The sequence below is a fragment of the Blattabacterium cuenoti genome (genome assembly GCF_014251335.1).
GTDB lineage: Bacteria > Bacteroidota > Bacteroidia > Flavobacteriales > Blattabacteriaceae > Blattabacterium > Blattabacterium cuenoti_G.
In genome coordinates this window covers 389,485-410,509 of the sequence record NZ_CP059186.1, presented here as the reverse complement: position 1 = coordinate 410,509, position 21,025 = coordinate 389,485, and the positions used below count along the sequence as shown (strand labels likewise).

The 21,025-nt window shown below is 27.0% G+C and carries 34 protein-coding genes and 1 pseudogene; 34 read left to right on the top strand and 1 reads right to left on the bottom strand.

The genetic code is table 11. The annotated features are described in order from the left end of the window. From fusA to nhaD, 31 genes and pseudogenes are all read left to right on the top strand, one after another. Positions 1-2,094, top strand: coding sequence for an elongation factor G (gene fusA, locus H0H73_RS01990; RefSeq protein WP_185851967.1), 2,094 nt, complete (start codon positions 1-3; stop codon positions 2,092-2,094). Between the two features lie 29 nt (positions 2,095-2,123). Further along, complete coding sequence (rpsJ, locus tag H0H73_RS01985) at positions 2,124-2,429, top strand: 30S ribosomal protein S10 (RefSeq protein ID WP_012840772.1); 306 nt, start codon at positions 2,124-2,126, stop codon at positions 2,427-2,429. Between the two features lie 3 nt (positions 2,430-2,432). Next, on the top strand, positions 2,433-3,065 hold the full coding sequence (gene rplC, locus H0H73_RS01980) for a 50S ribosomal protein L3 (protein ID WP_185851966.1): 633 nt from the start codon (positions 2,433-2,435) through the stop codon (positions 3,063-3,065). Next, on the top strand, positions 3,056-3,691 hold the full coding sequence (gene rplD, locus H0H73_RS01975; protein WP_185851965.1) for a 50S ribosomal protein L4: 636 nt from the start codon (positions 3,056-3,058) through the stop codon (positions 3,689-3,691). The genes rplC and rplD overlap by 10 nt, the downstream gene beginning before the upstream one ends. Before the next feature lie 32 nt (positions 3,692-3,723). Then, positions 3,724-4,023: a 50S ribosomal protein L23 gene (locus H0H73_RS01970; RefSeq protein ID WP_238784347.1), complete on the top strand. Its 300-nt coding sequence runs from the start codon at positions 3,724-3,726 to the stop codon at positions 4,021-4,023. Beyond that, on the top strand, positions 4,023-4,847 hold the full coding sequence (gene rplB, locus H0H73_RS01965; protein ID WP_185851964.1) for a 50S ribosomal protein L2: 825 nt from the start codon (positions 4,023-4,025) through the stop codon (positions 4,845-4,847). The genes H0H73_RS01970 and rplB overlap by 1 nt, the downstream gene beginning before the upstream one ends. Positions 4,848-4,859: 12 nt before the next feature. Further along, positions 4,860-5,144, top strand: a complete 285-nt coding sequence (gene rpsS, locus H0H73_RS01960) for a 30S ribosomal protein S19 (RefSeq protein ID WP_185851963.1) — start codon at positions 4,860-4,862, stop codon at positions 5,142-5,144. 6 nt (positions 5,145-5,150) lie between these two features. Then, on the top strand, positions 5,151-5,522 hold the full coding sequence (locus H0H73_RS01955; protein WP_185851962.1) for a large ribosomal subunit protein uL22: 372 nt from the start codon (positions 5,151-5,153) through the stop codon (positions 5,520-5,522). Positions 5,523-5,527: 5 nt separating this feature from the next. Further along, entirely contained in the window at positions 5,528-6,232 is a 705-nt protein-coding gene (rpsC, locus tag H0H73_RS01950) for a 30S ribosomal protein S3 (protein ID WP_185851961.1), read from the top strand. Positions 6,233-6,250: 18 nt separating this feature from the next. Then, positions 6,251-6,670, top strand: coding sequence for a 50S ribosomal protein L16 (gene rplP / locus H0H73_RS01945; RefSeq protein ID WP_185851960.1), 420 nt, complete (start codon positions 6,251-6,253; stop codon positions 6,668-6,670). Beyond that, a complete protein-coding gene (rpmC, locus tag H0H73_RS01940) occupies positions 6,667-6,876 on the top strand; it encodes a 50S ribosomal protein L29 (protein ID WP_185851959.1) in 210 nt (69 codons plus the stop codon). Before rplP ends, rpmC begins: the two co-directional genes overlap by 4 nt. Beyond that, positions 6,857-7,141 carry a 30S ribosomal protein S17 gene (gene rpsQ, locus H0H73_RS01935; protein ID WP_185851958.1) on the top strand — a complete coding sequence of 95 codons (285 nt, stop codon included), beginning with the start codon at positions 6,857-6,859 and terminating at the stop codon, positions 7,139-7,141. Before rpmC ends, rpsQ begins: the two co-directional genes overlap by 20 nt. 8 nt (positions 7,142-7,149) lie before the next feature. Continuing rightward, the gene (gene rplN / locus H0H73_RS01930; protein ID WP_185851957.1) at positions 7,150-7,521 is read left to right on the top strand and encodes a 50S ribosomal protein L14; all 372 of its coding nucleotides are present in this window, start codon (positions 7,150-7,152) and stop codon (positions 7,519-7,521) included. An 11-nt stretch (positions 7,522-7,532) separates the two neighbouring features. Continuing rightward, complete coding sequence (gene rplX, locus H0H73_RS01925) at positions 7,533-7,754, top strand: 50S ribosomal protein L24 (protein WP_185851956.1); 222 nt, start codon at positions 7,533-7,535, stop codon at positions 7,752-7,754. Between the two features lie 8 nt (positions 7,755-7,762). Further along, complete coding sequence (rplE, locus tag H0H73_RS01920) at positions 7,763-8,323, top strand: 50S ribosomal protein L5 (protein WP_185852498.1); 561 nt, start codon at positions 7,763-7,765, stop codon at positions 8,321-8,323. Next, complete coding sequence (gene rpsN / locus H0H73_RS01915) at positions 8,316-8,585, top strand: 30S ribosomal protein S14 (RefSeq protein WP_185851955.1); 270 nt, start codon at positions 8,316-8,318, stop codon at positions 8,583-8,585. Before rplE ends, rpsN begins: the two co-directional genes overlap by 8 nt. A gap of 14 nt (positions 8,586-8,599) precedes the next feature. Beyond that, positions 8,600-8,983: a 30S ribosomal protein S8 gene (gene rpsH, locus H0H73_RS01910; protein ID WP_185851954.1), complete on the top strand. Its 384-nt coding sequence runs from the start codon at positions 8,600-8,602 to the stop codon at positions 8,981-8,983. 15 nt (positions 8,984-8,998) lie between these two features. Continuing rightward, positions 8,999-9,544: a 50S ribosomal protein L6 gene (gene rplF / locus H0H73_RS01905; protein ID WP_185851953.1), complete on the top strand. Its 546-nt coding sequence runs from the start codon at positions 8,999-9,001 to the stop codon at positions 9,542-9,544. 14 nt (positions 9,545-9,558) lie between these two features. Beyond that, positions 9,559-9,882 carry a 50S ribosomal protein L18 gene (rplR, locus tag H0H73_RS01900; RefSeq protein ID WP_185851952.1) on the top strand — a complete coding sequence of 108 codons (324 nt, stop codon included), beginning with the start codon at positions 9,559-9,561 and terminating at the stop codon, positions 9,880-9,882. 14 nt (positions 9,883-9,896) lie between these two features. Further along, positions 9,897-10,406: a 30S ribosomal protein S5 gene (gene rpsE / locus H0H73_RS01895; protein WP_202983666.1), complete on the top strand. Its 510-nt coding sequence runs from the start codon at positions 9,897-9,899 to the stop codon at positions 10,404-10,406. Beyond that, positions 10,399-10,871, top strand: a pseudogene (gene rplO, locus H0H73_RS01890) (50S ribosomal protein L15). Before rpsE ends, rplO begins: the two are co-directional and overlap by 8 nt. Positions 10,872-10,880: 9 nt before the next feature. After that, entirely contained in the window at positions 10,881-12,263 is a 1,383-nt protein-coding gene (gene secY, locus H0H73_RS01885; protein ID WP_185851950.1) for a preprotein translocase subunit SecY, read from the top strand. Positions 12,264-12,335: 72 nt separating this feature from the next. After that, positions 12,336-12,551, top strand: coding sequence for a translation initiation factor IF-1 (infA, locus tag H0H73_RS01880; protein ID WP_014726678.1), 216 nt, complete (start codon positions 12,336-12,338; stop codon positions 12,549-12,551). Between the two features lie 18 nt (positions 12,552-12,569). Next, positions 12,570-12,686, top strand: coding sequence for a 50S ribosomal protein L36 (gene rpmJ / locus H0H73_RS01875; RefSeq protein ID WP_185851949.1), 117 nt, complete (start codon positions 12,570-12,572; stop codon positions 12,684-12,686). 6 nt (positions 12,687-12,692) lie between these two features. After that, positions 12,693-13,073, top strand: a complete 381-nt coding sequence (gene rpsM / locus H0H73_RS01870; RefSeq protein WP_185851948.1) for a 30S ribosomal protein S13 — start codon at positions 12,693-12,695, stop codon at positions 13,071-13,073. 2 nt (positions 13,074-13,075) lie between these two features. Continuing rightward, entirely contained in the window at positions 13,076-13,462 is a 387-nt protein-coding gene (gene rpsK / locus H0H73_RS01865) for a 30S ribosomal protein S11 (protein WP_185851947.1), read from the top strand. Between the two features lie 12 nt (positions 13,463-13,474). After that, positions 13,475-14,083, top strand: a complete 609-nt coding sequence (rpsD, locus tag H0H73_RS01860; protein ID WP_185851946.1) for a 30S ribosomal protein S4 — start codon at positions 13,475-13,477, stop codon at positions 14,081-14,083. A 24-nt stretch (positions 14,084-14,107) separates the two neighbouring features. Next, complete coding sequence (locus tag H0H73_RS01855; protein WP_185851945.1) at positions 14,108-15,103, top strand: DNA-directed RNA polymerase subunit alpha; 996 nt, start codon at positions 14,108-14,110, stop codon at positions 15,101-15,103. Between the two features lie 22 nt (positions 15,104-15,125). Further along, on the top strand, positions 15,126-15,560 hold the full coding sequence (gene rplQ, locus H0H73_RS01850) for a 50S ribosomal protein L17 (RefSeq protein WP_185851944.1): 435 nt from the start codon (positions 15,126-15,128) through the stop codon (positions 15,558-15,560). Beyond that, positions 15,553-16,845 carry a phosphopyruvate hydratase gene (eno, locus tag H0H73_RS01845; RefSeq protein WP_185851943.1) on the top strand — a complete coding sequence of 431 codons (1,293 nt, stop codon included), beginning with the start codon at positions 15,553-15,555 and terminating at the stop codon, positions 16,843-16,845. Before rplQ ends, eno begins: the two co-directional genes overlap by 8 nt. A gap of 32 nt (positions 16,846-16,877) precedes the next feature. Then, entirely contained in the window at positions 16,878-18,149 is a 1,272-nt protein-coding gene (gene nhaD, locus H0H73_RS01840; protein ID WP_185851942.1) for a sodium:proton antiporter NhaD, read from the top strand. On the opposite strand, the gene H0H73_RS01835 is transcribed toward nhaD, so the two are convergent. After that, positions 18,132-18,533, bottom strand: a complete 402-nt coding sequence (locus H0H73_RS01835; RefSeq protein WP_185851941.1) for a hypothetical protein — start codon at positions 18,531-18,533, stop codon at positions 18,132-18,134. The two genes, nhaD and H0H73_RS01835, sit on opposite strands and share 18 nt — an antisense overlap. A gap of 65 nt (positions 18,534-18,598) precedes the next feature. Here H0H73_RS01835 and menB point away from each other — a divergent pair, with 65 nt between their 5' ends. The 3 genes from menB to H0H73_RS01820 are packed head-to-tail and all read left to right on the top strand — an operon-like array spanning position 18,599 to position 21,022. After that, positions 18,599-19,423, top strand: coding sequence for a 1,4-dihydroxy-2-naphthoyl-CoA synthase (gene menB / locus H0H73_RS01830; protein ID WP_185851940.1), 825 nt, complete (start codon positions 18,599-18,601; stop codon positions 19,421-19,423). Continuing rightward, complete coding sequence (menA, locus tag H0H73_RS01825; RefSeq protein WP_185851939.1) at positions 19,420-20,331, top strand: 1,4-dihydroxy-2-naphthoate octaprenyltransferase; 912 nt, start codon at positions 19,420-19,422, stop codon at positions 20,329-20,331. Before menB ends, menA begins: the two co-directional genes overlap by 4 nt. A 4-nt stretch (positions 20,332-20,335) precedes the next feature. Beyond that, positions 20,336-21,022 (top strand): metal-dependent hydrolase, encoded by a 687-nt coding sequence (locus H0H73_RS01820; protein WP_185851938.1) that lies wholly within the window; start codon positions 20,336-20,338, stop codon positions 21,020-21,022. Positions 21,023-21,025 lie beyond the last annotated feature (3 nt).

Below are 21,025 nucleotides of genomic sequence, written 5' to 3'. Positions count from 1 at the left end.
ATGGCAAAAGATTTAAAATATACAAGAAATATAGGAATTGCAGCACATATTGATGCAGGAAAAACTACTACCACAGAAAGAATTTTATTTTACACAGGGATTAATCACAAAATAGGAGAAGTTCATGATGGTGCGGCTACTATGGATTGGATGCAACAAGAGCAAGAACGAGGAATAACTATAACTTCTGCAGCTACATGTTGTGAATGGAGATATAATAAAAAAAAATATCAAATTAATATTATAGACACTCCAGGACACGTGGATTTCACTGTAGAAGTAGAAAGATCTATGAGGGTTTTAGATGGAATGGTTGTTTTATTTAGTGCAGTAGATGGAGTTGAACCTCAATCTGAAACTGTATGGAGACAAGCAGATAAATATGAGATCCCTAGAATAGCTTTTGTTAATAAAATGGACCGTCAAGGGGCTGATTTTTCTAATGTTTGTTCTCAAATACGAAAAATATTAGGAGCAAATTCAGTTCCTTTACAAATACCTATTGGCATTGGAGATAATTTTAAAGGGGTTATAGATTTGATATTAAATCAGGCTATTATATGGGATGAAAAAAATTATGGAATGACATATCAGAAAATTCCTATTCCAGAGAATATGAAAAATATAGTTTATGATTATAAAAATCAACTTCTTGAAACATTATGTGAATATGATGATGTAATAATGGAAAAATTTTTGTACGGAAATTATTCTTCTATCTCACAAGAGGATATTATTTTTTCTTTACGAAAAAATACTATTAAAATGAAAGTTATTCCTATTTTATGTGGATCTTCTTTTAAAAATAAAGGAGTTCAAGCTATATTGGATGCTATATGTAGATATTTACCTTCTCCTTTGGAAGTTAAGGACATAGTGGGGGTCAATCCTATTAATAAAAAAACAGAAAAAAGAAAACCTAGTGAAGATGAACCTTTTTCTGCTTTAGCTTTTAAAATTGCAAGTGATCCTTTTGTTGGAAGATTAGCTTTTTTCAGAGTTTATTCTGGAAAAATAGAATCCGGTTCTTATAGTTTTAATGCTAGATCAGGAAATAAAGAACGTATTTCTAGAATATATCAAATGCATGCAAATAAACAAAATCCAGTAGACCAAATTGGAGCTGGAGATATAGCAGCTGTAGTGGGGTTTAAAGATATTAAAACAGGTGATACTTTATGTGATGAAAAATATCCTATTTTATTAGAAAAAATATTGTTTCCTGAACCGGTCATTGGATTGGCTATTGAGCCTAAATACAAATCGGATATAGATAAAATGAGTTTAGCTTTATCAAAATTAATGGAAGAAGATCCTACTTTTCAAGTAAGAACGGATAATTATACAGGTCAAACTATTATTTCCGGTATGGGAGAACTTCATTTAGAAATAATTGTGGATAGAATGAAACGAGAATTTAAAGTTGAAGTGAATCAGGGAAGACCTAAAGTAGAATATAAAGAAGCCCTAACAGATCTAGTAGAACATAGAGAAATTTATAAAAAACAAACAGGAGGTAGAGGAAAATATGCGGATATCTTGTTCAGATTAGAACCTGGAAGTATAGGTGAATCTGGTTTAGTTTTCATTAATAAAATAAAAGGAGGAAATATTCCAAAAGAATACGTTCCTTCTATAAAAAAAGGATTTAAAGAAATGATGAAAAATGGTCCTTTATCTGGATATGAAATAGATAGTGCTAAGGTTACCGTTTTAGATGGATCTTATCATTCTGTTGATTCTGATCAACTATCTTTTGAATTAGCAGGTAAATTAGGTTTTAGAAAAGCGGCTAAAAAAGCTAAACCGGTTTTATTAGAACCAATAATGAAATTGGAAGTTTTAATTCCAGAAGAAAATATGGGAGATATAATAGGGGATTTAAATCGTAGAAGAGGAATTGTACAAAATATGAATAGTAAAAATAATATAAAAGTAATTCAAGCTTTAGTTCCTTTATCAGAAATGTTTGGATATGTAACGGTATTACGAACTCTTTCTTCCGGTAGAGGAACTTCTGTTATGGAATTTTCTCATTATGACACAGTTCCTGAAAATGTAATAGATAATATAATTATGGGAAATAAAAAATAAAAATAATAGTAGAAAAAAATTGATACACTATGGGTCATGATATAAAAATTAAATTAAAGTCTTATGATTATAATTTATTAGATAAATCGGCCGAAAGAATTGTAAATTCTGTACTCCCTACAGGAGTAGTATTGAATGGACCAGTTCCTTTGCCTACTGAAAAAAAAATATTTACAGTATTACGTTCTCCTCATGTAAATAAAAAATCAAGAGAACAATTTTTTCTTCCTACTCATAAAAGACTTTTACAAATTCATAATGCTTCATCTAAAACAGTAGATGCATTAATGAAATTGGAATTACCCAGTGGAGTGGAAGCAGAAATAAAAGTGTAAAATATGGTTGGATTAATAGGAAAAAATATAGGAATGACTAGTATATTTTTGAGAAATGGAGAAAATGTTCCATGTACGATTATGCAAGTGGGACCATGTTATATTGTTCAGATAAAAACAATAGAAAAAGACGGTTATTCTTCTCTTCAATTGGGGATAGATGATCAGAAAATAAAAAAGACTAATAAATCTTTATTGAATCATTTTAAAAAAGCGGGATTATCTCCAAAAAAAAAATTATTGGAATTTAAAACAAACAAAGTATCCGACTTTATTTTAGGTAGTTTGATAACTATCGATCTTTTTAAAGAAGGAGAGTTAGTAAATGTAAAAGGGATTTCTAAAGGAAAAGGGTTTCAAGGTGTAATTAAAAGACATAATTTTTCAGGAGTAGGAGAAAGTACTCATGGTCAACACAATCGTTTAAGAGCTCCAGGATCAATAGGAGCTGGATCTGATCCATCACGTGTTTTTAAAGGAAAAAAAATGGCCGGAAAAATGGGAAAAAAAAGTGTAACTATTAAAAATTTAAAAATATTAAAAATAAATCTAGATCATAATATCATTATTTTAAAAGGCTCAGTCCCAGGAAATAAAAATTCATATTTAATGATTCAAAAAAAAGAATGGAACTAAAAGTTTTAGATACAAAAGGTAATTATACTGATAAAAAAATAGAGTTTCGTGATGATATTTTTTTTAAAAAATCTTATCGTCATTCTATATATTTAGAAATAAAAAGATATTTATTAGCTCAACGTCAAGGTACACATAAATCTAAAGAAAGAGGAGAATTATCTGGAAGCACTAAAAAATTACACAGACAAAAAGGAACTGGAGGTTCTAGAAAAGGTGATATAAAAAATCCTATTTTTAGAGGTGGAGGAAGGGTTTTTGGGCCTAAACCAAGAAAATATATAATAAAATTAAACAAACGTACTAGGAATATAGTAAAAAAATCTATTATAGAACAAAAATTGGTGCAGAACAAAATTATGATTATAGAAGATTTAAAATTAAATACTCCAAAAACTAAATTCTTTTTAAATTTATTAAAATCCTTACAATTAACAAATAAGAAATCATTAATGATAATTGGAGATATGAATAAAAACTTATATTTATCTTCTAGAAATTTGAATAATTTTAAATTATTAAGTGTAAGTGAATTAGATTGTTTCTCACTGATAAATTTTTCATATATTATTCTTTCTGAAAACTCTATAAAGAAAATTTATCAATTGTTATCTATATATATATGATAATATATATATAAATATTAAATACAATATTTATGGATCGTATAATTTTAATAAAACCTTTTATCACAGATAAATCTTATAAAGGAGAGAAATATAGTTTTTATACTTTTTCTGTAGACATAAATTGTAATAAAACTCAAATTAAAAAAGAGATAAAAAAATTATTTGGGTTTTCGGTAAAAAATATAAGGACGATGATAAACCCTAGAAAAAATAAATCCAAATATACTAAAAAAGGATTTCTTTATGGAAGAACTAATAAGCTAAAAAAAGCGACTGTTCAATTTTTTGAAAATCAAAAAATTGATTTTTTAAATAAAAAAGAAATCTAATGTCAGTCAAAAAATTAAAACCTACAACACCAGGTCAACGTTTTAGGATTGTAAATTGTTTTGATGGACTTACAAATTGTAAGTCTGAAAAAACTTTGGTAAAAGGAAAAAGTAAATCTGGAGGAAGGAATAATGTAGGACGGATGACCATGCGTTATTTTGGAGGTGGTCATAAAAAAAAATATCGAATAATAGATTTTAAAAGAAGAAAATTTGGTATTTCTGCTGTTGTAAAATCTATAGAATATGATCCGAATCGGTCTTCTTTTATTTCTTTACTCCATTATGAAGATGGAGAAAAAAGATATATTGTAACAATGGAAGGATTTAAAGTAGGACAAAAAGTTATTTCTGGTAAAAATATTCCTTTCAGTATAGGAAACTCTACTTTTTTAAGTGATATCCCTTTAGGGACTAATATATCCTGTATAGAGCTTAAACCAGGACAGGGAGCTAAAATTGCAAGAAGTGCAGGATCTTTTGCGCAATTATTTGCAAGAGACGATAAATATGCAACAATTAAATTTCCTTCTGGAGAAGTTAGAATAATAATGACCACTTGTATGGCAACAATTGGAATTGTTTCTAATCCTGATCATCAATTAGAAACATATGGAAAAGCTGGAAAAAAAAGGCATATAGGAAAAAGACCTAGAACACGAGGAGTTGCTATGAATCCTGTAGATCATCCAATGGGAGGTGGAGAAGGGAAAGCTTCAGGAGGGATACCTAGAAATAGAAAAGGAAAACCTGCCAAAGGATTTAGAACTCGTTCTAAAAAACGATATTCTGACAGATATATTTTACAAAGAAGAAAAAAATAAAATTTTATAATTATGTCAAGATCTTTGAAGAAAGGACCATATGTTTCTCAACAATTATACAAGAAAGTTTTGAATAATCTTAAATCAGATAAAAAAGTTGTAATTAAAACTTGGTCTAGACCTACCACGATTTTACCTGATTTTGTAGGGCAAACTTTTGCAGTTCATAATGGAAAACAATTTATTAATGTATATATAACGGAAAATATGATTGGACATAAACTCGGAGAGTTTGCTCCTACTCGAACTTTTAAAGGACACGCTGGATCTAAAAGTAAGTTGAAAATTAAAAATTAGTAAAATATGAAACAGGAAACTAGTGTAGTTTCAGCTTCTTTGAATGGTGTGAGAAATTCTCCTAGAAAAATGAGATTGATTGCAAATTTAATTCGAAATCAGGAAATATATAGAGCTTTAGATTTATTAAATTATAGTAGTAAAAAAAGAGTTTCTTTTTTTTTCAAGAAATTACTTCTCTCTTTACTGTCTAATTGGAAAAACAAACACAATCAGTTTTATTCCGAAAAAAAAGAATTTTTATATATAAAAGAAATTAGAGTTAATCAAGGAAAAACATTAAAGAGATTACGCCCTGTTCCTCAAGGAAAAGGACATAGAATCAGAAAAAGATCAAGTAATATTACAGTTTTTTTAGATAAGAAAAAAGAAACATAATTTTTATGGGACAAAAAACAAATCCAATTGTTAATCGTCTTGGTATTATAACAGGATGGCAGTCTAGTTGGTGTAATAATTATAAGGATAGAATAAAAGAAGATTTCAAAGTAAGAAGATATATAGAAGCAAGACTTCCGAAAGGAATAGTTTCTCGTATTTTTATAGAAAGAACTTTAAAATTCATTACAATTACAATTAGAACATCAAGACCTGCTCTTGTTATAGGAAAGAGGGGGGATGAAGTAGATACAGTAAGAAAAGAACTAAAAAAACTTACTAAAAAAGAAGTTCAAATCAATATTTCTGAAGTTAAAAGGCCTGAATTAGATGCTCCATTAGTTGCCAAAAGTTTGGTAAGACAACTAGAAAATCGTATTTCTTATAAAAAAGCAATTAAGTTATCCATTCTTTCTGGTATGAGAATGAATGCTCAAGGAATAAGAGTTCAAATTTCTGGAAGACTTAATGGATCAGAAATGGCAAGATGTGAAACTTATAAAGAAGGAAGAATTTCTCTTGGAACTTTTCGTGCTGATGTAGATTATCATATGGCAGTTGCTCACACTGTTTATGGAAGTATAGGAGTTAAAGTGTGGATAATGAAAGGAGAAATATACGGGAGAAGAGAATTATCCCCATTGTTAGGAATTCAAAAAAAACAAAGAAGTCATAAACCCTATCATTTTAATAGAAAAAAAAATAAATGAAATCCGTATATATATTATATGTTACAACCAAAAAGAACAAAATATAAAAAGAAACAAAAAGGAAGAATTCGTGGTAAAGCTAAAAAAGGAATTCTTCTTTCTAGAGGGTTATATGGAATTAAAGCTTTGGAAGGAGCCTGGATAACTTCTAGACAATTGGAAGCGGCAAGAATTGCTGCTACGAGATATATGAAAAGAGAAGGAAAATTATGGATTAATATCTTTCCGGACAAACCTGCTACAAAAAAACCACAAGAAGTACGTATGGGAAAAGGAAAAGGTCCTGTTGAATTTTGGGTATCTGTTGTGAAACCTGGAAGAATATTATTCGAAATAGACGGAGTTGATATGAATATAGCTAAAGAAGCATTAAGGTTAGCCGCTCAAAAACTCCCTATAAAAATGAAATTTATTTTTTCGAATGAAATAAAATTATGAATAGTCTAAATTTAGATGGAAAAAATTTATCAAATTACGATTTGATAAAGAAAATTGATCAGAATCAAAAAAATTACCAGAATATGAAATTTAATCATCATATTAAAATGCTCAAAAATCCTATGGAAATTAGATTAATTAGAAAAAATATTGCCAGATTGAAGACTCAATATAACAAAAAAATAAATGATAAAAAAAGAATATAAATCTGATAAAAAAATTCGAAATATTCGAAAACAAAGACAAGGAATAGTTATCAGTGATAAGATGGATAAAACTATTGTTGTATATGAAGTCAAAAAAGTGAAACATAAATATTATGGAAAAAGTATTACAAAAAATAAAAAATACATGGTTCATGATGAAAAAAATATATCTAAAAATGGAGATAAAGTAAGTATTATGGAAATACGTCCAGTGAGTAAAAGAAAATGTTGGAGATTAGTCAATATATTGGAAAAATCTAATTGATATTGATTATGTTACAACAAGAATCTAGGTGTAAAGTATCGGATAACACAGGAGCTAAAGAAGTTTTAATTATTAGAGTTTTGGGAGGTACTAAAAAAAGATATGCTTCGTTGGGGGATACAGTAGTAGTTACTGTGAAAATAGCTATTTCTGGAGGAAGTACTGTTAAGAAGGGACAAGTTTGTAAAGCTATAGTAATTAGAACAAAAAATAGAACCAGAAGAAAAGATGGATCTTACATAAGTTTTGATGATAATGCTTGCGTATTAATTAATGCCTCTGGAGAAATAATGGGAACAAGAGTTTTTGGTCCAGTAGCAAGAGAGCTTAGAGAAAAGGAATATATGAAAATTATTTCTTTAGCACAAGAAGTTTTGTAAGAAATATTTTTATGAAAAAAATAAAAAAAGAAGATAAAGTATTTGTTTTATCAGGGAATCATAAAGGAAGTGAAGGGATAATTGTAAAAGTTTTTTATAAAAAAAATAAAGCTATTATACGTGGAATAAATATGATTAAAAGACATACTAAACCTACTCCAAAACAACCTAAAGGTGGAATTGTAGAAAAAGAAGCTCCCATACATTTATCTAATTTGAAAAAAATTGAATAAAAATGAAAATGAGTTATCAAGCTAAATTACAAAAACTTTATAAAGAAAAAATAGTTCCTGATTTGATGAAAAAATTTAGATATAGTTCTGTTATGGAAGTACCCAAGTTAAAAAAAATAGTAGTTCATCAAGGAGTTGGTTCATCTATTTTAGATAAAAAAATCATAGATTATTCTATGAATGAAATAACAGATATAACGGGACAAAAAGCCATTTTTTGTTATTCTAAACATGATGAATCCGGATTTAAACTTAGAAAAGGAATGCCTATAGGAGTAAAAGTAACATTAAGAAGAATAAAAATGTACGAATTTTTAGAAAGACTTATTGTTGTTTCTTTACCTAGGGTAAGAGATTTCAATGGTGTGAAAGAAAGTAGTTTTGATAATCATGGAAATTATAATATGGGAATTATAGAACAAGTAATTTATCCTGAAATAAATATTGATAAAATTAAAAAAAATATGGGAATGAATATTACATTCGTAACTTCTGCAAAAAAAAATGAGGAAGCTAAAAGTCTTTTATCTTTATTTGGAATACCTTTTAAAAAAAATAAAAATGGCTAAAGAATCTGTTAAAGCTAGACAAAGAAAAAGAGAAAAAATGGTTTTAAAATATGCAAGTAAAAGAAAAGCCTTAAAAAAAGCTGGAAATTATGAATTATTACAAAAATTACCAAGAGATGCTTCTCCTGTTCGTTTAAGAAATAGATGTTCTATTACTGGTCGGTGTAGAGGATATATGCGTAAATTTGGAATATCTCGTATTGTTTTTAGGAATTTAGTTTCTCAAGGACTTATTCCTGGAGTAAAAAAAGCAAGTTGGTAGCGAAAAATTTATATATGGATGTAATTGCGGACTTTTTAACTAGAATTCGAAATGCTAGTTTAGCGAAACATAAGCTTATCGAAGCTCCATATTCTAAAATAAGAAAAGAAATTGTTTGTGTTTTATTAGAAGGTGGATATATTTTAGATTATAGAATAGAAAAAAATAAAAAAATAATTAAAATAGCTTTAAAGTATTATAAAAAAAAAATATCTGTTATCCAAAAAATTATTAGAATCAGTAAGCCAGGATTAAGAAAATATTGTAAATATAAAAATATACCCAGAGTATTAAATGGATTAGGTATTGCTATAATTTCTACTTCTAGTGGAATTCTTACGGATAAACAGGCAAGAAAGAAAAAAGTAGGAGGAGAAATATTATGTTATGTATTTTGATAAAATAATTAAGAAATGTCTAGAATTGGGAAAAAACCTATTTTCATTCCTAAAGATGTAAGTGTACAAATTATTAGTAATGAAATATTAGTAAAAGGGTCTTTAGGAAATTTAAGTGAAAAAATTCCAAAAGGATTTCAATTTGATTTGAATCAAAATAAATTATTAATTATTAGAAATCAAGAAGATAAAAAGTCTAAATCTTTACATGGGTTATATCATATTTTAATCAAAAATATGATTATAGGAGTTTCAAAAGGATTTCAAAAAAGATTGGAGTTAATAGGAGTTGGATATAGGGTTTCTTATAGTGGAGACATTTTAGATTTAAATTTAGGTTTTTCTCATAATATTATGATGCAACTTCCTAAAGAGATTAATATAGAAATACAATCTGAAAAAGGTAAAAATCCTGTTATTATTTTAAAATCTCATGATAAACAATTATTAGGAATAATTGCTGCAAAAATTAGATCTTTCAGAGTTCCGGAACCTTATAAAGGAAAAGGAATAAGATATTTTGGTGAAAAAGTTAGAAGAAAAGCAGGAAAATCCGCTTAAATAATTTTACGATAATGAAAAATAAAAAATTTAAAAAAATTTTTGGAGATTCTAATAGGCCTAGAGTTTCCGTTTTCAGAAGTAATAAAGAAATATATGCACAAATAATAGATGATTTATCCGGAAAAACTTTGGTTTCATCTTCTTCAACAGAAAAAGAATTCTATAAATATAAAAAAAACAAAACAGAATTAGCTTATGAAGTTGGTAAATTGTTAGGAAATAGAGCAAAAAAATTGAAAATAAAAAAATTAGTATTTGATAAAGGAAAATATTTGTATCATGGAAGAATTAAATCTTTATCTGAGGGGATTAGAGAAATAGGATTAGAATTTTAAAAAATATGTCTGATATGTCTGAAAGGAAAATAAAACATACAGGATTAGAGTTAAAAGAAAAATTAGTTGGAGTAACAAGAGTGTGCAAAGTTACTAAAGGAAGGAGATATTTCAGTTTTAGCGCTATTGTTATTAAAGGAAATGAAAATGGGATAGTAGGTTATGGTTTCGGAAAATCTAAAGAAGCTCCTGATGCTATTCATAAAGCCGGAGAACAAGCAAAAAGAAATCTTTGTAAAGTATGTGTCTCCAATGGAACTATACCTCATGAACAAGAGGCTAAATATGGAGGAGCTCATATTCTTATTAAACCAGCTTCTGACGGAACAGGAATTATTGCAGGAGGCCCTCTAAGAGCAGTTCTTGAAGCTGCAGGATTGAGAAATGTTTTATCTAAATCTAAAGGATCCTCTAATCATCATAATGTCATAAAAGCAACGATAAAAGCATTAAGCAATATGAGAGATGTTCATATTATAGCAAAACAGAGAGGAATTACTACAAAAAAAGTATACGATGGATAAAAATTATTTAAATATTAGTTATTTACATCCAAACAATGGATCTAAAAAAAAAAATTAAGATTGGGAAGAGGACAAGGTTCAGGAAAGGGAGGAACTTGTGGAAGAGGACATAAAGGAGCAAAGTCTCGATCTGGTTTTTCTAAAAAAAAAGGATTTGAAGGAGGACAAATGCCTCTTCAAAGAAGAATACCTAAATTTGGATTTATTAGAAGGAGTAAGGATAAAAAAATTATTGGGATTAATTTAGATACGATTCAAAATCGTATTAATAAAAAACAGGAAAAAGAAAAAAATATTCTTAATAAAGAATTTTTTATAAAAAATAATTTAGCTAAAAAAAACGATTTCATAAAAATTTTAGGAAGAGGAGAACTTCTTCTTCCATTGAAGATACATGCCTATCAATTTAGTAAAAAAGCTTTACTTTCTATAAAAAAAGCAGGTGGAGAAGCTATATTCATATGAAAAAATATTATGGATAATTTTATAACATCTTTTTATAATATTTGGAATGTAAAAGAATTGCGGAAAAAAATAATAATTACTTTAGGTTTATTATTAGTATATCGTTTTGGTGCTTATATTCCTCTTCCAGGCATTAATCCTTTAGGTATTAGCGATTTTTTAGAAAAATTAAATTCAGGTTCTAAGGGATTAATGCAAATTTTATCCTCTTTTACAGGAGGAGCTTTTAATCGTGCATCTATTCTGGCTTTGGGGATTATGCCTTATATATCCGCTTCTATTATAATACAATTGATGTGCATAATTATTCCTTATTTACAAAGATTGCAAAGAGATGGAGAAAGTGGGAGAAAACAAATTAGTTTTATCACTAGATGGTTAACTGTAGGAATATGCTTGATTCAAGCTCCTGTATATCTTATTTCTTTAACTCATCAATTTATTCCTTTTTATTCTTCCAAAACTGCCTATTTAATTGATTTAAATACTTTTTATGGAAAAAGTATGTTTTGGATTATAGGAATAATAATTTTAACTTCAGGAACTTTATTTACCATGTGGTTGGGAGATAAAATAACGGATAAAGGAATAGGTAATGGAATTTCTCTAATTATTATGTCTGGAATAATTGCACGTTTCCCAGATGCTATTAACAAAGAAATTTTTAGTAAATTAGAAATAGGTAATGGAGGGTTAATCGTTTTATTTCTTGAGTTTTTATTCTGGTTATTAGTTATTTTATTTTCTGTTATCATTATTCAAGCTGTTAGGAAAATTCCAGTACAATACGTTTCTCATTACAAATCTTTAGGATTGGATTCTCAATTAATTCATCAAAAACATCAGTATATTCCACTCAAAATGACAGCAGCTGGAGTAATGCCTATCATATTTTCTCAAGCTATTATGTTATTTCCATTAACTTTTTCTGATTATATAAAAAACATTAAGATTAAAAATTTCTTTCATCTTTTTCAAGATATTTATGGATTATGGTATAATTTAACTATTTTTATATTAGTTATAATTTTTACTTTTTTTTATACAGCTATTGCAATTCCAGTGAATCAAATGGCTGATGATTTAAAAAGAAATGGAGGGCATATACCTAGAATTAAACCTGGAAAAGAAACCGCTGAATATATAGATTATATTTTATCAAAAATAACATTACCTGGAGCTGTTTTATTGGGAATAATTGCTATACTTCCATCTATGGTTTTTCGTATGGGATTTACCCAAAATTTTGCATTATTTTATGGAGGGACTTCATTATTAATTGTAGTAGGAGTAATTTTAGATATTTCGCAACAAGTTAATATACATCTATTAAATTATCATTATGATGGATTAATGATGATGAAATATCGTAGTAATAGATATATCAAATAAAATAATAATTTTTTGTGTATATTATGTATATTATTTATTTTATAAATATATACAAATTATATTATATATTATATGGCTAAACAAAAGCATATTGAAGTTGATGGTACCATTATTGAATCATCTCCAAATGCAATGTTTCGTGTTGAATTAGAAAATGGATGTATAGTTAAAGCTCATATCTCAGGAAAGATGAGAATGCATTACATAAAAATATTACCAGGAGATAAAGTGAGATTAGAAATGTCTTCCTATGATTTAGAAAGAGGAAGAATAACTTATAGATATTAAGTAAAATTTAATCATGTTATGAAAATAAGAGCATCTTTAAAAAAAAGAACTGAAAATTGTAAAATTGTTCGTAGAAAAAGACGTCTACGTATTATTAATAAAAAAAATCCTAGATTTAAACAAAAACAAGGTTAGATCTTTATGTCTGTAAGAATTTCAGGTGTAGACCTTCCAAGATCTAAAAGAGGAATTATTGGTCTTACTTATTTATATGGAATAGGAAAAAGTTTATCTAAAAAAATTCTCCATTTTATTGGAATAAATGAGAATAAAAAAGTAGAAAATTGGTCTGATGATGAGATTAGTAAAATTAGAAAGTATATATCTGATCATATAAAAATTGAAGGAGAATTAAGATCTGAAATACAATTTCATATCAAACGATTGATGGATATAGGTTGTTATATTGGCACTAGACATAGAAAAGGTTTACCATTAAGAGGTCAAAAAACAAAAAATAATTGTAGAACTAGAAAAGGAAGAAAAAAAACTGTAGCGAATAAGAAGAAAGTCACAAAATAGATATGGTAAAATCATCATCAGGGAAAAAAAGAACAGTAGTAGTAGATCCTGTAGGGGAAGCTCATATTCAAGCTACTTTTAATAACATTATTATAACCTTAACAAATAAAAAAGGTGATGTAATTGCATGGTCTTCTGCTGGAAAGATGAATTTTAAAGGATCAAAAAAAAATACTCCATACGCGGCTCAAATAGTAGCAGAAAATGTGGCAAAAGAAGGATTAAATGCTGGAATCAAAAAAGTGGAAGTCAAAGTTAAAGGTCCTGGAGCAGGAAGAGATGCGGCTATACGAGCATTGAGTAATTCTGGGATTATAGTTACAATTATCAAAGATATTACTCCATTACCGCATAATGGTTGTCGTCCTCCTAAAAGAAGGAGAGTATAAGATAAAAAAATTATGGCAAAATATATAGGACCTAAAACCAAAATTTCTAGAAGATTTGGAGAATGTATTTATGGAGAGGATAAGTATTTTGAAAGAAGAAAATATCCTTCTGGTCAACATGGAAGTAGTCGTCGTAGAGGAAAACGTTCAGAATATTTTATTCAATTAATTGAAAAACAAAAAGCAAGATATACTTATGGGATATTGGAACGACAATTTGAAAGTTTATTTTTTGAAGCGGCAAGAAAAAAAGGGATAACTGGAGAATTGTTATTACAAGCATGTGAAAGTCGTTTAGACAATATAGTTTTTAGATTAAAATTTGCCCCATCTCGGTCTTCTGCTCGTCAAATTATTTCTCATAGACATATTATCGTTAATCATAAAGTGGTTAATATTCCATCTTTCAGATTAAAACCAGGAGATAAAATAGAAATAAAAGAAAAATCTAAAAAACATCCTGTAATATTAAATTCTATACATGAAAAAACAGGACCATTGGTGGAATGGTTGATTTTGGATGAAGAAAATATGTTTGGTATATTTAGAACAATCCCAAAAAGGATACAAATACCTGAAAATATTAAAGAGCAATTAATTGTTGAATTATATTCAAAATAAAAAAAATAGTAGTAAATCAATTGTATGGCTATTATAGATTTTGTAAAACCCGATAGAATTGCGATATCCGAGTTTTCGGAATATAAAGGAATTTTTCATTTAAAACCTTTAGAACCTGGATATGGAATTACATTGGGAAATGCGTTAAGAAGAGTTTTATTAGGTTCTTTAAGAGGATTTGCAGTTACTTCTATTAGAATTAAAGGTGTTAAATATGAATTTTCTACTATAGAAGGAGTAGTTGAAGATGTAACTGAAATAGTTTTAAATTTTAAAAAAATCCGTTTTAAGCAAAAAACATCAGGAACTTATAAAGAAACAGTGAATGCTTATATAAATCATGGAAAACAAGTTACAGGAAAAATTTTAAATAATTTTATTTCTGGATTTCAGATTTTAAATGATGATTTAATTATTTGTAATAAAGATGAATTAATTCCTTTAGAAATAAGTTTTACTATTGAAGAAGGAAGAGGTTATGTTACTGCAGAAGAAAATAAAAAAAGTGATGATGTTTCAATTGAAACTATTCCTATAGATTCTATTTATACTCCTATTAAAAATGTGAAATACACAATACAAAACTGTCGTGTAGGGCAAAAAACTGATTTTGAAAATCTTTCATTGGAAATTAAAACAGATGGCTCTATTTGTCCAAAATTAGCTTTAATGGAAGCTTCAAAAATATTGATTCAATATTTTTCTATTTTTTCTTATGAGAAAATAGGTGAAAAAAAACAAGAAGAAATTAATAAAGATAAAAAATATGATGAAGAATTTATGCGAATGCGAACATTATTAAAATCTAAGTTAAGTGAGATGGATTTATCTGTTCGTACTAAAAATTGTTTAAAATCAGCTTCTATAACTACCATAGCAGATTTAGTAAGTTGTAGTAGGAATACTATGTTGAAAATGAGAAATTTTGGAAAAAAATCATTAGATGAATTAGAAAGTAAAATGAAGGAAAAAGGCTTGTATTTTGGAATGAATATAGAAGAATTTCAATTGAAATTATAAAGAATTATAGATAAAATTACTAATGAATCATAGAAATAAGAATAATCATTTAGGAAGAAAATATGGACATCGTAAATCTCTTCTTTCTAATATGGCTTCTTCTCTTATAAAAAATAAAAGGATTTTCACTACTCTAGCTAAGGCTAAAGCATTAAGAAAATATGTAGAACCAATTATCACAAAATCAAAAGTTAATACAACTCATTCGAAAAGAAATATTTTTTCGTATTTAAGAGATAAAATAGCCGTTTCAGAATTATTTAATGAACTTTTTGAAAAAGTCCGTGAACGTCCTGGTGGATATACTAGAATAATAAAAACTGGATATCGTTTAGGAGATCAATCCACTCATTCTCTTATAGAACTAGTGGATTTTAATAAAATTTATACTTATAAAAAGAAAATTAGATCTGTAAGACGTAGCAGAAAAAAAATAAAAAAAGTGAATAATGAGTAAAATTAAACATATTCAAGCTAGACAAATATTAGATTCTAGAGGAAACCCTACTGTAGAAGTAGATGTAATAACAGAAAAGAATATACTAGGACGTGCTTCTATTCCATCTGGAGTATCAAAAGGGGAAAATGAAGCTTTTGAATTACGTGACAATAAAGAAAATATTTTTTTTGGAAAAGGAGTTTTAAAAGCGGTTCAAAATGTAAATGACATTATTGCTCCTGAATTAATGGGAAAATCTGTTTTAGATCAAATTTATATTGATAAATTAATGTTAGAATTAGATGGAACAGAAAATAAAAAAAGATTAGGAGCAAATGCTATTTTAGCTATATCTCTAGCAACTGCAAAAGCAGCATCTAACGAATTAAATATTCCTCTTTATAAATATATAGGAGGTATTTATACTTATTCACTTCCTATTCCTTTGATAAATATTGTAAATGGGGGAAAACATTCTAATGCTTCTTCTTTAGTTTTTCAGGAGTTTATGATAGTTCCTGTTAAAGCAAATACTTTTATAGAAGCTCTTCAAATGGGACATAAAGTGTTTTATAAACTAAAAAATCTTTTAACCAAAAAAGGTTTTTCTACAAATGTAGGGGATGAAGGTGGTTTTGCTCCTAATTTTCATGGAGTTGAAGATGCTTTAGATCATATATTAGAAGCTATACATATGGCAAATTATGAACCTTATGATCAAGTAGCAATAGCCATAGATTGTGCGGCTTCTGAATTTTATAAAAATAACGAATATGATTATTCTAAATTCGAAAGATCAGAAAAAAAAACAAAAAATTCGATAAAATCAAGAGAAGAACATATTCATTACTTATCTTATTTAGTAAAAAAATATCCAATTATATCTATTGAAGATGGTATGGATGAAAATGATTGGGAAGGATGGAAATTATTAACTCACGAAATAGGAGATAAAGTTCAATTAGTTGGAGATGATCTTTTCGTTACACAGGTAACGAAGTTACTTGAAGGGATAGAAAAAAAAGTAGCAAATTCTATTTTAATTAAAGTAAATCAAGTAGGAACATTAACGGAAACAATTGAAACAATTCATGTAGCAAAAAAGAATAAGTATAAAAATATTATATCTCATCGTTCTGGAGAGACTGAAGATTCTTTTATAGCGGATCTTGCTGTTGCGTTTAATATAGAACAAATAAAAACAGGTTCTTTGTGTCGTTCTGAACGAACTTCAAAATATAATCAATTATTGCGTATTGAAAATACACTCGGAAAACATTCATTTTATTCAAAATGGAGTTAAATAATAAATAAAATAGAGCAATATAAAAATCAATGGTAATTTTAATTTTTATCTTTGGATATTTATTAATTACTCTTGAGAATTTTTTTTCTGTGAACAAAGTTATTCCATCTATTTTGATGGCAGCTATTTGTTGGTCTTTAATTATATTTTTAAATATTCCTGTTTATGAATATGAATTAGATCAACATTTTATCCTGAAAAAAGATCCTAAATATCTATTATTATTTCATTTAGGAAAAGCATCTGAAATTGTTTTTTTTCTTATTGGAGCTATGTCTATCATTGCTGTTATTGAAAAATTCTCTGGGTTTGAAGCTTTAAAAGAATTATTTTTTACAAATACAAAACGTAAATTTTTATGGATTATCAGTATAGTTTCTTTTTTGTTATCTGCTATAATAGATAATCTTACAGCTACTATGGTTATGATTTCTATTTTGAGAAAAATAGTTTATAACTATAAAGATCGTTTATATTATTTAGGTATAGTTATTATATCTGCTAATGCAGGAGGAGTTTGGTCTCCAATTGGAGATATAACAACAACTATGTTATGGATTTCTAATAAAGTTACTACTATTCATCTTCTAAAAAAAATATTTATACCATCTGTATTATGTATGATTATTTCTACTTTAATAGCATCTTACATGCCCGTTTTTAATGGATATATTCAAATAAAAAAAAATAATCTATCAAAAGATTATATAAATAGAGGATTTTTTATGTTAAAAACAGGTTTATTTCTAATGTTACTTGTTCCAATTTTTAAAACTATCATAGGTATCCCTCCATACATGGGAATGATGTTTTCTTTAGGAATTATACTTTTTATAGCATCTAAAAAATATAAATCTAAATCCATTTTAGATGATACGTTTAAAAAAGTAGACATATCTAGTATTTTATTTTTCTTAGGTATTTTACTTTCTGTTTCTTCTTTAGAATCTATAGGTAAATTATATAGTCTATCTCATTGGATTAATGAAACTGTTTATACATGGAAAATAACAACTTTTTTATTTGGATTAATCTCTTCTATTATAGATAATGTTCCTTTAGTAGCTGCTACTATAGCTATGTTTTCTTATCCTATAAATCATGATTTATGGCATTTCATAGCTTATACTTCTGGAATAGGAGGAAGTATTTTTTTGATAGGATCTGCAGCTGGAGTGGCAGCTATGAGTATGGAAAAAATAGATTTTTTTTGGTACTTAAAAAAAATTAGTTGGATTGCTTTAATAGGGTATGTATCTGGATTTATTTATTTATTAATTTATTCATTTTTTTCTTTGTAATAATTCTATAAAATTTCCTCCTATATATGAAAAAGGAAAAAAAAGGGGCAGTATTATGATTTTAAACCAAAATGGAAATGGATAGAAAAACATATGAAATAATGTTATGAAAAACAAAATAAACCCTGTTAATATAGCATAAGCTTTTTTTGCTTTTCGTGTAAAAAAAGCGGTTATCATTCCCCCTAATAGAGCGCTAAAAGCATAAAAAAAAATTAGTACTATAAAAAATTCAGTAGGAGCTTGGGTCAAGATATATTTGAATTTTTTTAATGGAATGAATTGTGTTTTTATAAACCATTTTTTCAAGAATTGAATAGCGTAAAGTATTTCCACAATACTTATCAAAACTCCTGTAGATATAGATAATATATTACGATACATAACATAATGAAATCTATTTTTTCCTTATTTTGTAAAAATAAACATCAATTTTTAATTTTTTTATTATGAATTCTATTATAAATTGGGTTCCGATTAAAAGATATGAAGATATTTTATTTTTTTTTGGAGAAGGGATTTCTAAAATAGAAATTAATAGGCCATGGTGTCATAACGCATTTCGTGTAGAAACGGTAAATGAGATGATAGATGCTATAAATATATGTAGTAATAGAAGCGATATAGATGTATTAATCATAACTGGAGCTGGAGAAAAATCCTTTTGTTCTGGAGGTGATCAAACTACAAGAGGTCTGGGGGGATATTTAGATAAAAATGGTATTCCAAGATTGAATATTCTAGATTTTTACAAAAAAATAAGAGAAATTCCCAAACCAGTCATAGCTATGGTAAATGGCTATGCAGTAGGAGGAGGTCATGTCTTGCATGTTGTTTGTGATTTAACTATAGCTTCTGATAATGCTATTTTTAGTCAAGTAGGACCAAAAGTAGGTTCTTTTGATGGAGGATTTGGATGCTCTTATTTAGCTCGTCATATTGGACAAAAAAAGACACGGGAAATGTGGTTTTTATGTAAAAAATATTCTGCTAAAGAAGCTTTAGAAATGGGATTGATTAATAAAGTAGTGAAGAAAAAAGAATTAGAGAAAGAAACCATAAAATGGTGCAAAATTATACAAAAAAGAAGTCCTATGTCTTTAAGGATGATAAAACGAAGTTTAAATGCGGAATTGGATGGACAACATGGATTAATGCAATTAACAGGGGATGCGACTTTAATGTTTTATTTAATGGAAGAATCTCAAGAAGGAAAAAAAGCTTTTTTAGAAAAAAGATCTCCAAATTTTAAAAAATTTACGAAATTTTTATGAAGTTAAAATCTTGGTTTTATGCAGCTCGTATTCATACTTTACCTTTATCTTTTTCTGGAATAACTTTGAGTTTTGTTATATCTAAGTATAGAACAAATGTAAGTTTTATTGCTTATATTTTATGTATTATTACCGCTTTATTATTGCAAATATTGGCAAATTTATCAAATGATTATGGAGATAGTATAACTGGAGTAGATAATTCTAGACGAATAGGTCCTAAAAGAGCAATTCAATGTGGTTTTATTTCTTTGTTAGAAATGAAAAAAGCTATCTGTATATTTTCTATATTATCTTTTTTTTCTGGTTTTTTATTACTTTACAATACTCTTTTATATAAGAATATTTTTATTTTTTTTATATATCTCATAGGTATTTTTATATGTGTGTATAGTTCTATAAAATATTCTATTGGGCCTTATCCTTATGGATATATAATAGGAATAGGTGATTTATTTGTTTTGATTTTTTTTGGAATTTTTTCGGTAGAAGGAAGTTATTTTTTGTATACACATACTTTATCTATGGATATATTTTTTCTTTCTTTATCTATAGGATTTTTGAGTGTAGGAGTTTTGAATCTAAATAATATGAGAGATTTGGATAATGATTATGAAAATGGAAAACATACTATGGCTGTATGGTTAGGTATAAAATACGCTAAATTATATCATACATTGATTATATTGATTTCAATATCTTTAGGAGGATATTTCATATTTTTGAACCAAAAAATTATTGATTATTATCAATGGTTTATTTTTATTTTTATTGTTATTTTTTTAATATTACATATTAAAAAAATAATTTGTATACAAGAAAAAAAATTGTTCAATTTAGAATTGAACAAATTAGTAATACTCACTTTTTTATATGGATTTAGTATAGGAATTTGTTTTTTAAATTAAACTTATGAAAGTTACTTTTTTCTCTCATAGTACATGTATACTAGAAATACATGATAAATATTTGCTAATAGATCCTTTTTTTTCTGATAATCCTATTTTTAGAAATACAACTTTTTTAAAGCTTATTACAAAAGTAGATTATATTTTATTAACTCATGCACATTATGATCATGTATGTGATGTAGAGCTATTTGCACGAAAATTTAATAACGCTTTAGTAATTTCTAATTATGAAATATCTAATTATTTTGATAAAAAAGGAATAAAAACATATGGAATTAATTATGGTTCTTTCATATCTTTTCCTTTTGGAAAATTAAAATATGTTTGGGCCGCTCATTCTAGTGTTTTTAACGATGGAACTTATGGTGGAAATCCAGGTGGGTTTCTTTTACATACAGATGAAGGAAATTTATATATATCAGGTGATACATCTGTAATCTATGAAATGAATCTTATTCCTCATTTTGGAAAATTAAAACTCTCTATTTTACCAATAGGTGGTAAATATACTATGGATATAGAAGAATCAATTATTGCTTCAGATTTTTTGAAATCTGAAAAAATATTAGGAGTTCATTATGATACTTTTGATGATATTCGAATTGATAAAAAACAAGCAAAAAAAAGGTTTTTTGAAAAAGGAAAAGAATTAATTTTATTGGAAAAGGGAGAGACTATATATGTTTAATGT

Bases quoted from the DNA above. Each gene is read 5' to 3' on its own strand.
- fusA (WP_185851967.1), top strand. From the start codon at position 1: ATGGCAAAAGATTTAAAATATACAAGAAATATAGGAATTGCAGCACAT.
- rpsJ (WP_012840772.1), top strand. From the start codon at position 2,124: ATGGGTCATGATATAAAAATTAAATTAAAGTCTTATGATTATAATTTA.
- rplC (WP_185851966.1), top strand. From the start codon at position 2,433: ATGGTTGGATTAATAGGAAAAAATATAGGAATGACTAGTATATTTTTG.
- rplD (WP_185851965.1), top strand. From the start codon at position 3,056: ATGGAACTAAAAGTTTTAGATACAAAAGGTAATTATACTGATAAAAAA.
- H0H73_RS01970 (WP_238784347.1), top strand. From the start codon at position 3,724: ATGGATCGTATAATTTTAATAAAACCTTTTATCACAGATAAATCTTAT.
- rplB (WP_185851964.1), top strand. From the start codon at position 4,023: ATGTCAGTCAAAAAATTAAAACCTACAACACCAGGTCAACGTTTTAGG.
- rpsS (WP_185851963.1), top strand. From the start codon at position 4,860: ATGTCAAGATCTTTGAAGAAAGGACCATATGTTTCTCAACAATTATAC.
- H0H73_RS01955 (WP_185851962.1), top strand. From the start codon at position 5,151: ATGAAACAGGAAACTAGTGTAGTTTCAGCTTCTTTGAATGGTGTGAGA.
- rpsC (WP_185851961.1), top strand. From the start codon at position 5,528: ATGGGACAAAAAACAAATCCAATTGTTAATCGTCTTGGTATTATAACA.
- rplP (WP_185851960.1), top strand. From the start codon at position 6,251: ATGTTACAACCAAAAAGAACAAAATATAAAAAGAAACAAAAAGGAAGA.
- rpmC (WP_185851959.1), top strand. From the start codon at position 6,667: ATGAATAGTCTAAATTTAGATGGAAAAAATTTATCAAATTACGATTTG.
- rpsQ (WP_185851958.1), top strand. From the start codon at position 6,857: ATGATAAAAAAAGAATATAAATCTGATAAAAAAATTCGAAATATTCGA.
- rplN (WP_185851957.1), top strand. From the start codon at position 7,150: ATGTTACAACAAGAATCTAGGTGTAAAGTATCGGATAACACAGGAGCT.
- rplX (WP_185851956.1), top strand. From the start codon at position 7,533: ATGAAAAAAATAAAAAAAGAAGATAAAGTATTTGTTTTATCAGGGAAT.
- rplE (WP_185852498.1), top strand. From the start codon at position 7,763: ATGAGTTATCAAGCTAAATTACAAAAACTTTATAAAGAAAAAATAGTT.
- rpsN (WP_185851955.1), top strand. From the start codon at position 8,316: ATGGCTAAAGAATCTGTTAAAGCTAGACAAAGAAAAAGAGAAAAAATG.
- rpsH (WP_185851954.1), top strand. From the start codon at position 8,600: ATGGATGTAATTGCGGACTTTTTAACTAGAATTCGAAATGCTAGTTTA.
- rplF (WP_185851953.1), top strand. From the start codon at position 8,999: ATGTCTAGAATTGGGAAAAAACCTATTTTCATTCCTAAAGATGTAAGT.
- rplR (WP_185851952.1), top strand. From the start codon at position 9,559: ATGAAAAATAAAAAATTTAAAAAAATTTTTGGAGATTCTAATAGGCCT.
- rpsE (WP_202983666.1), top strand. From the start codon at position 9,897: ATGTCTGAAAGGAAAATAAAACATACAGGATTAGAGTTAAAAGAAAAA.
- secY (WP_185851950.1), top strand. From the start codon at position 10,881: ATGGATAATTTTATAACATCTTTTTATAATATTTGGAATGTAAAAGAA.
- infA (WP_014726678.1), top strand. From the start codon at position 12,336: ATGGCTAAACAAAAGCATATTGAAGTTGATGGTACCATTATTGAATCA.
- rpmJ (WP_185851949.1), top strand. From the start codon at position 12,570: ATGAAAATAAGAGCATCTTTAAAAAAAAGAACTGAAAATTGTAAAATT.
- rpsM (WP_185851948.1), top strand. From the start codon at position 12,693: ATGTCTGTAAGAATTTCAGGTGTAGACCTTCCAAGATCTAAAAGAGGA.
- rpsK (WP_185851947.1), top strand. From the start codon at position 13,076: ATGGTAAAATCATCATCAGGGAAAAAAAGAACAGTAGTAGTAGATCCT.
- rpsD (WP_185851946.1), top strand. From the start codon at position 13,475: ATGGCAAAATATATAGGACCTAAAACCAAAATTTCTAGAAGATTTGGA.
- H0H73_RS01855 (WP_185851945.1), top strand. From the start codon at position 14,108: ATGGCTATTATAGATTTTGTAAAACCCGATAGAATTGCGATATCCGAG.
- rplQ (WP_185851944.1), top strand. From the start codon at position 15,126: ATGAATCATAGAAATAAGAATAATCATTTAGGAAGAAAATATGGACAT.
- eno (WP_185851943.1), top strand. From the start codon at position 15,553: ATGAGTAAAATTAAACATATTCAAGCTAGACAAATATTAGATTCTAGA.
- nhaD (WP_185851942.1), top strand. From the start codon at position 16,878: ATGGTAATTTTAATTTTTATCTTTGGATATTTATTAATTACTCTTGAG.
- H0H73_RS01835 (WP_185851941.1), bottom strand. From the start codon at position 18,533: ATGTATCGTAATATATTATCTATATCTACAGGAGTTTTGATAAGTATT.
- menB (WP_185851940.1), top strand. From the start codon at position 18,599: ATGAATTCTATTATAAATTGGGTTCCGATTAAAAGATATGAAGATATT.
- menA (WP_185851939.1), top strand. From the start codon at position 19,420: ATGAAGTTAAAATCTTGGTTTTATGCAGCTCGTATTCATACTTTACCT.
- H0H73_RS01820 (WP_185851938.1), top strand. From the start codon at position 20,336: ATGAAAGTTACTTTTTTCTCTCATAGTACATGTATACTAGAAATACAT.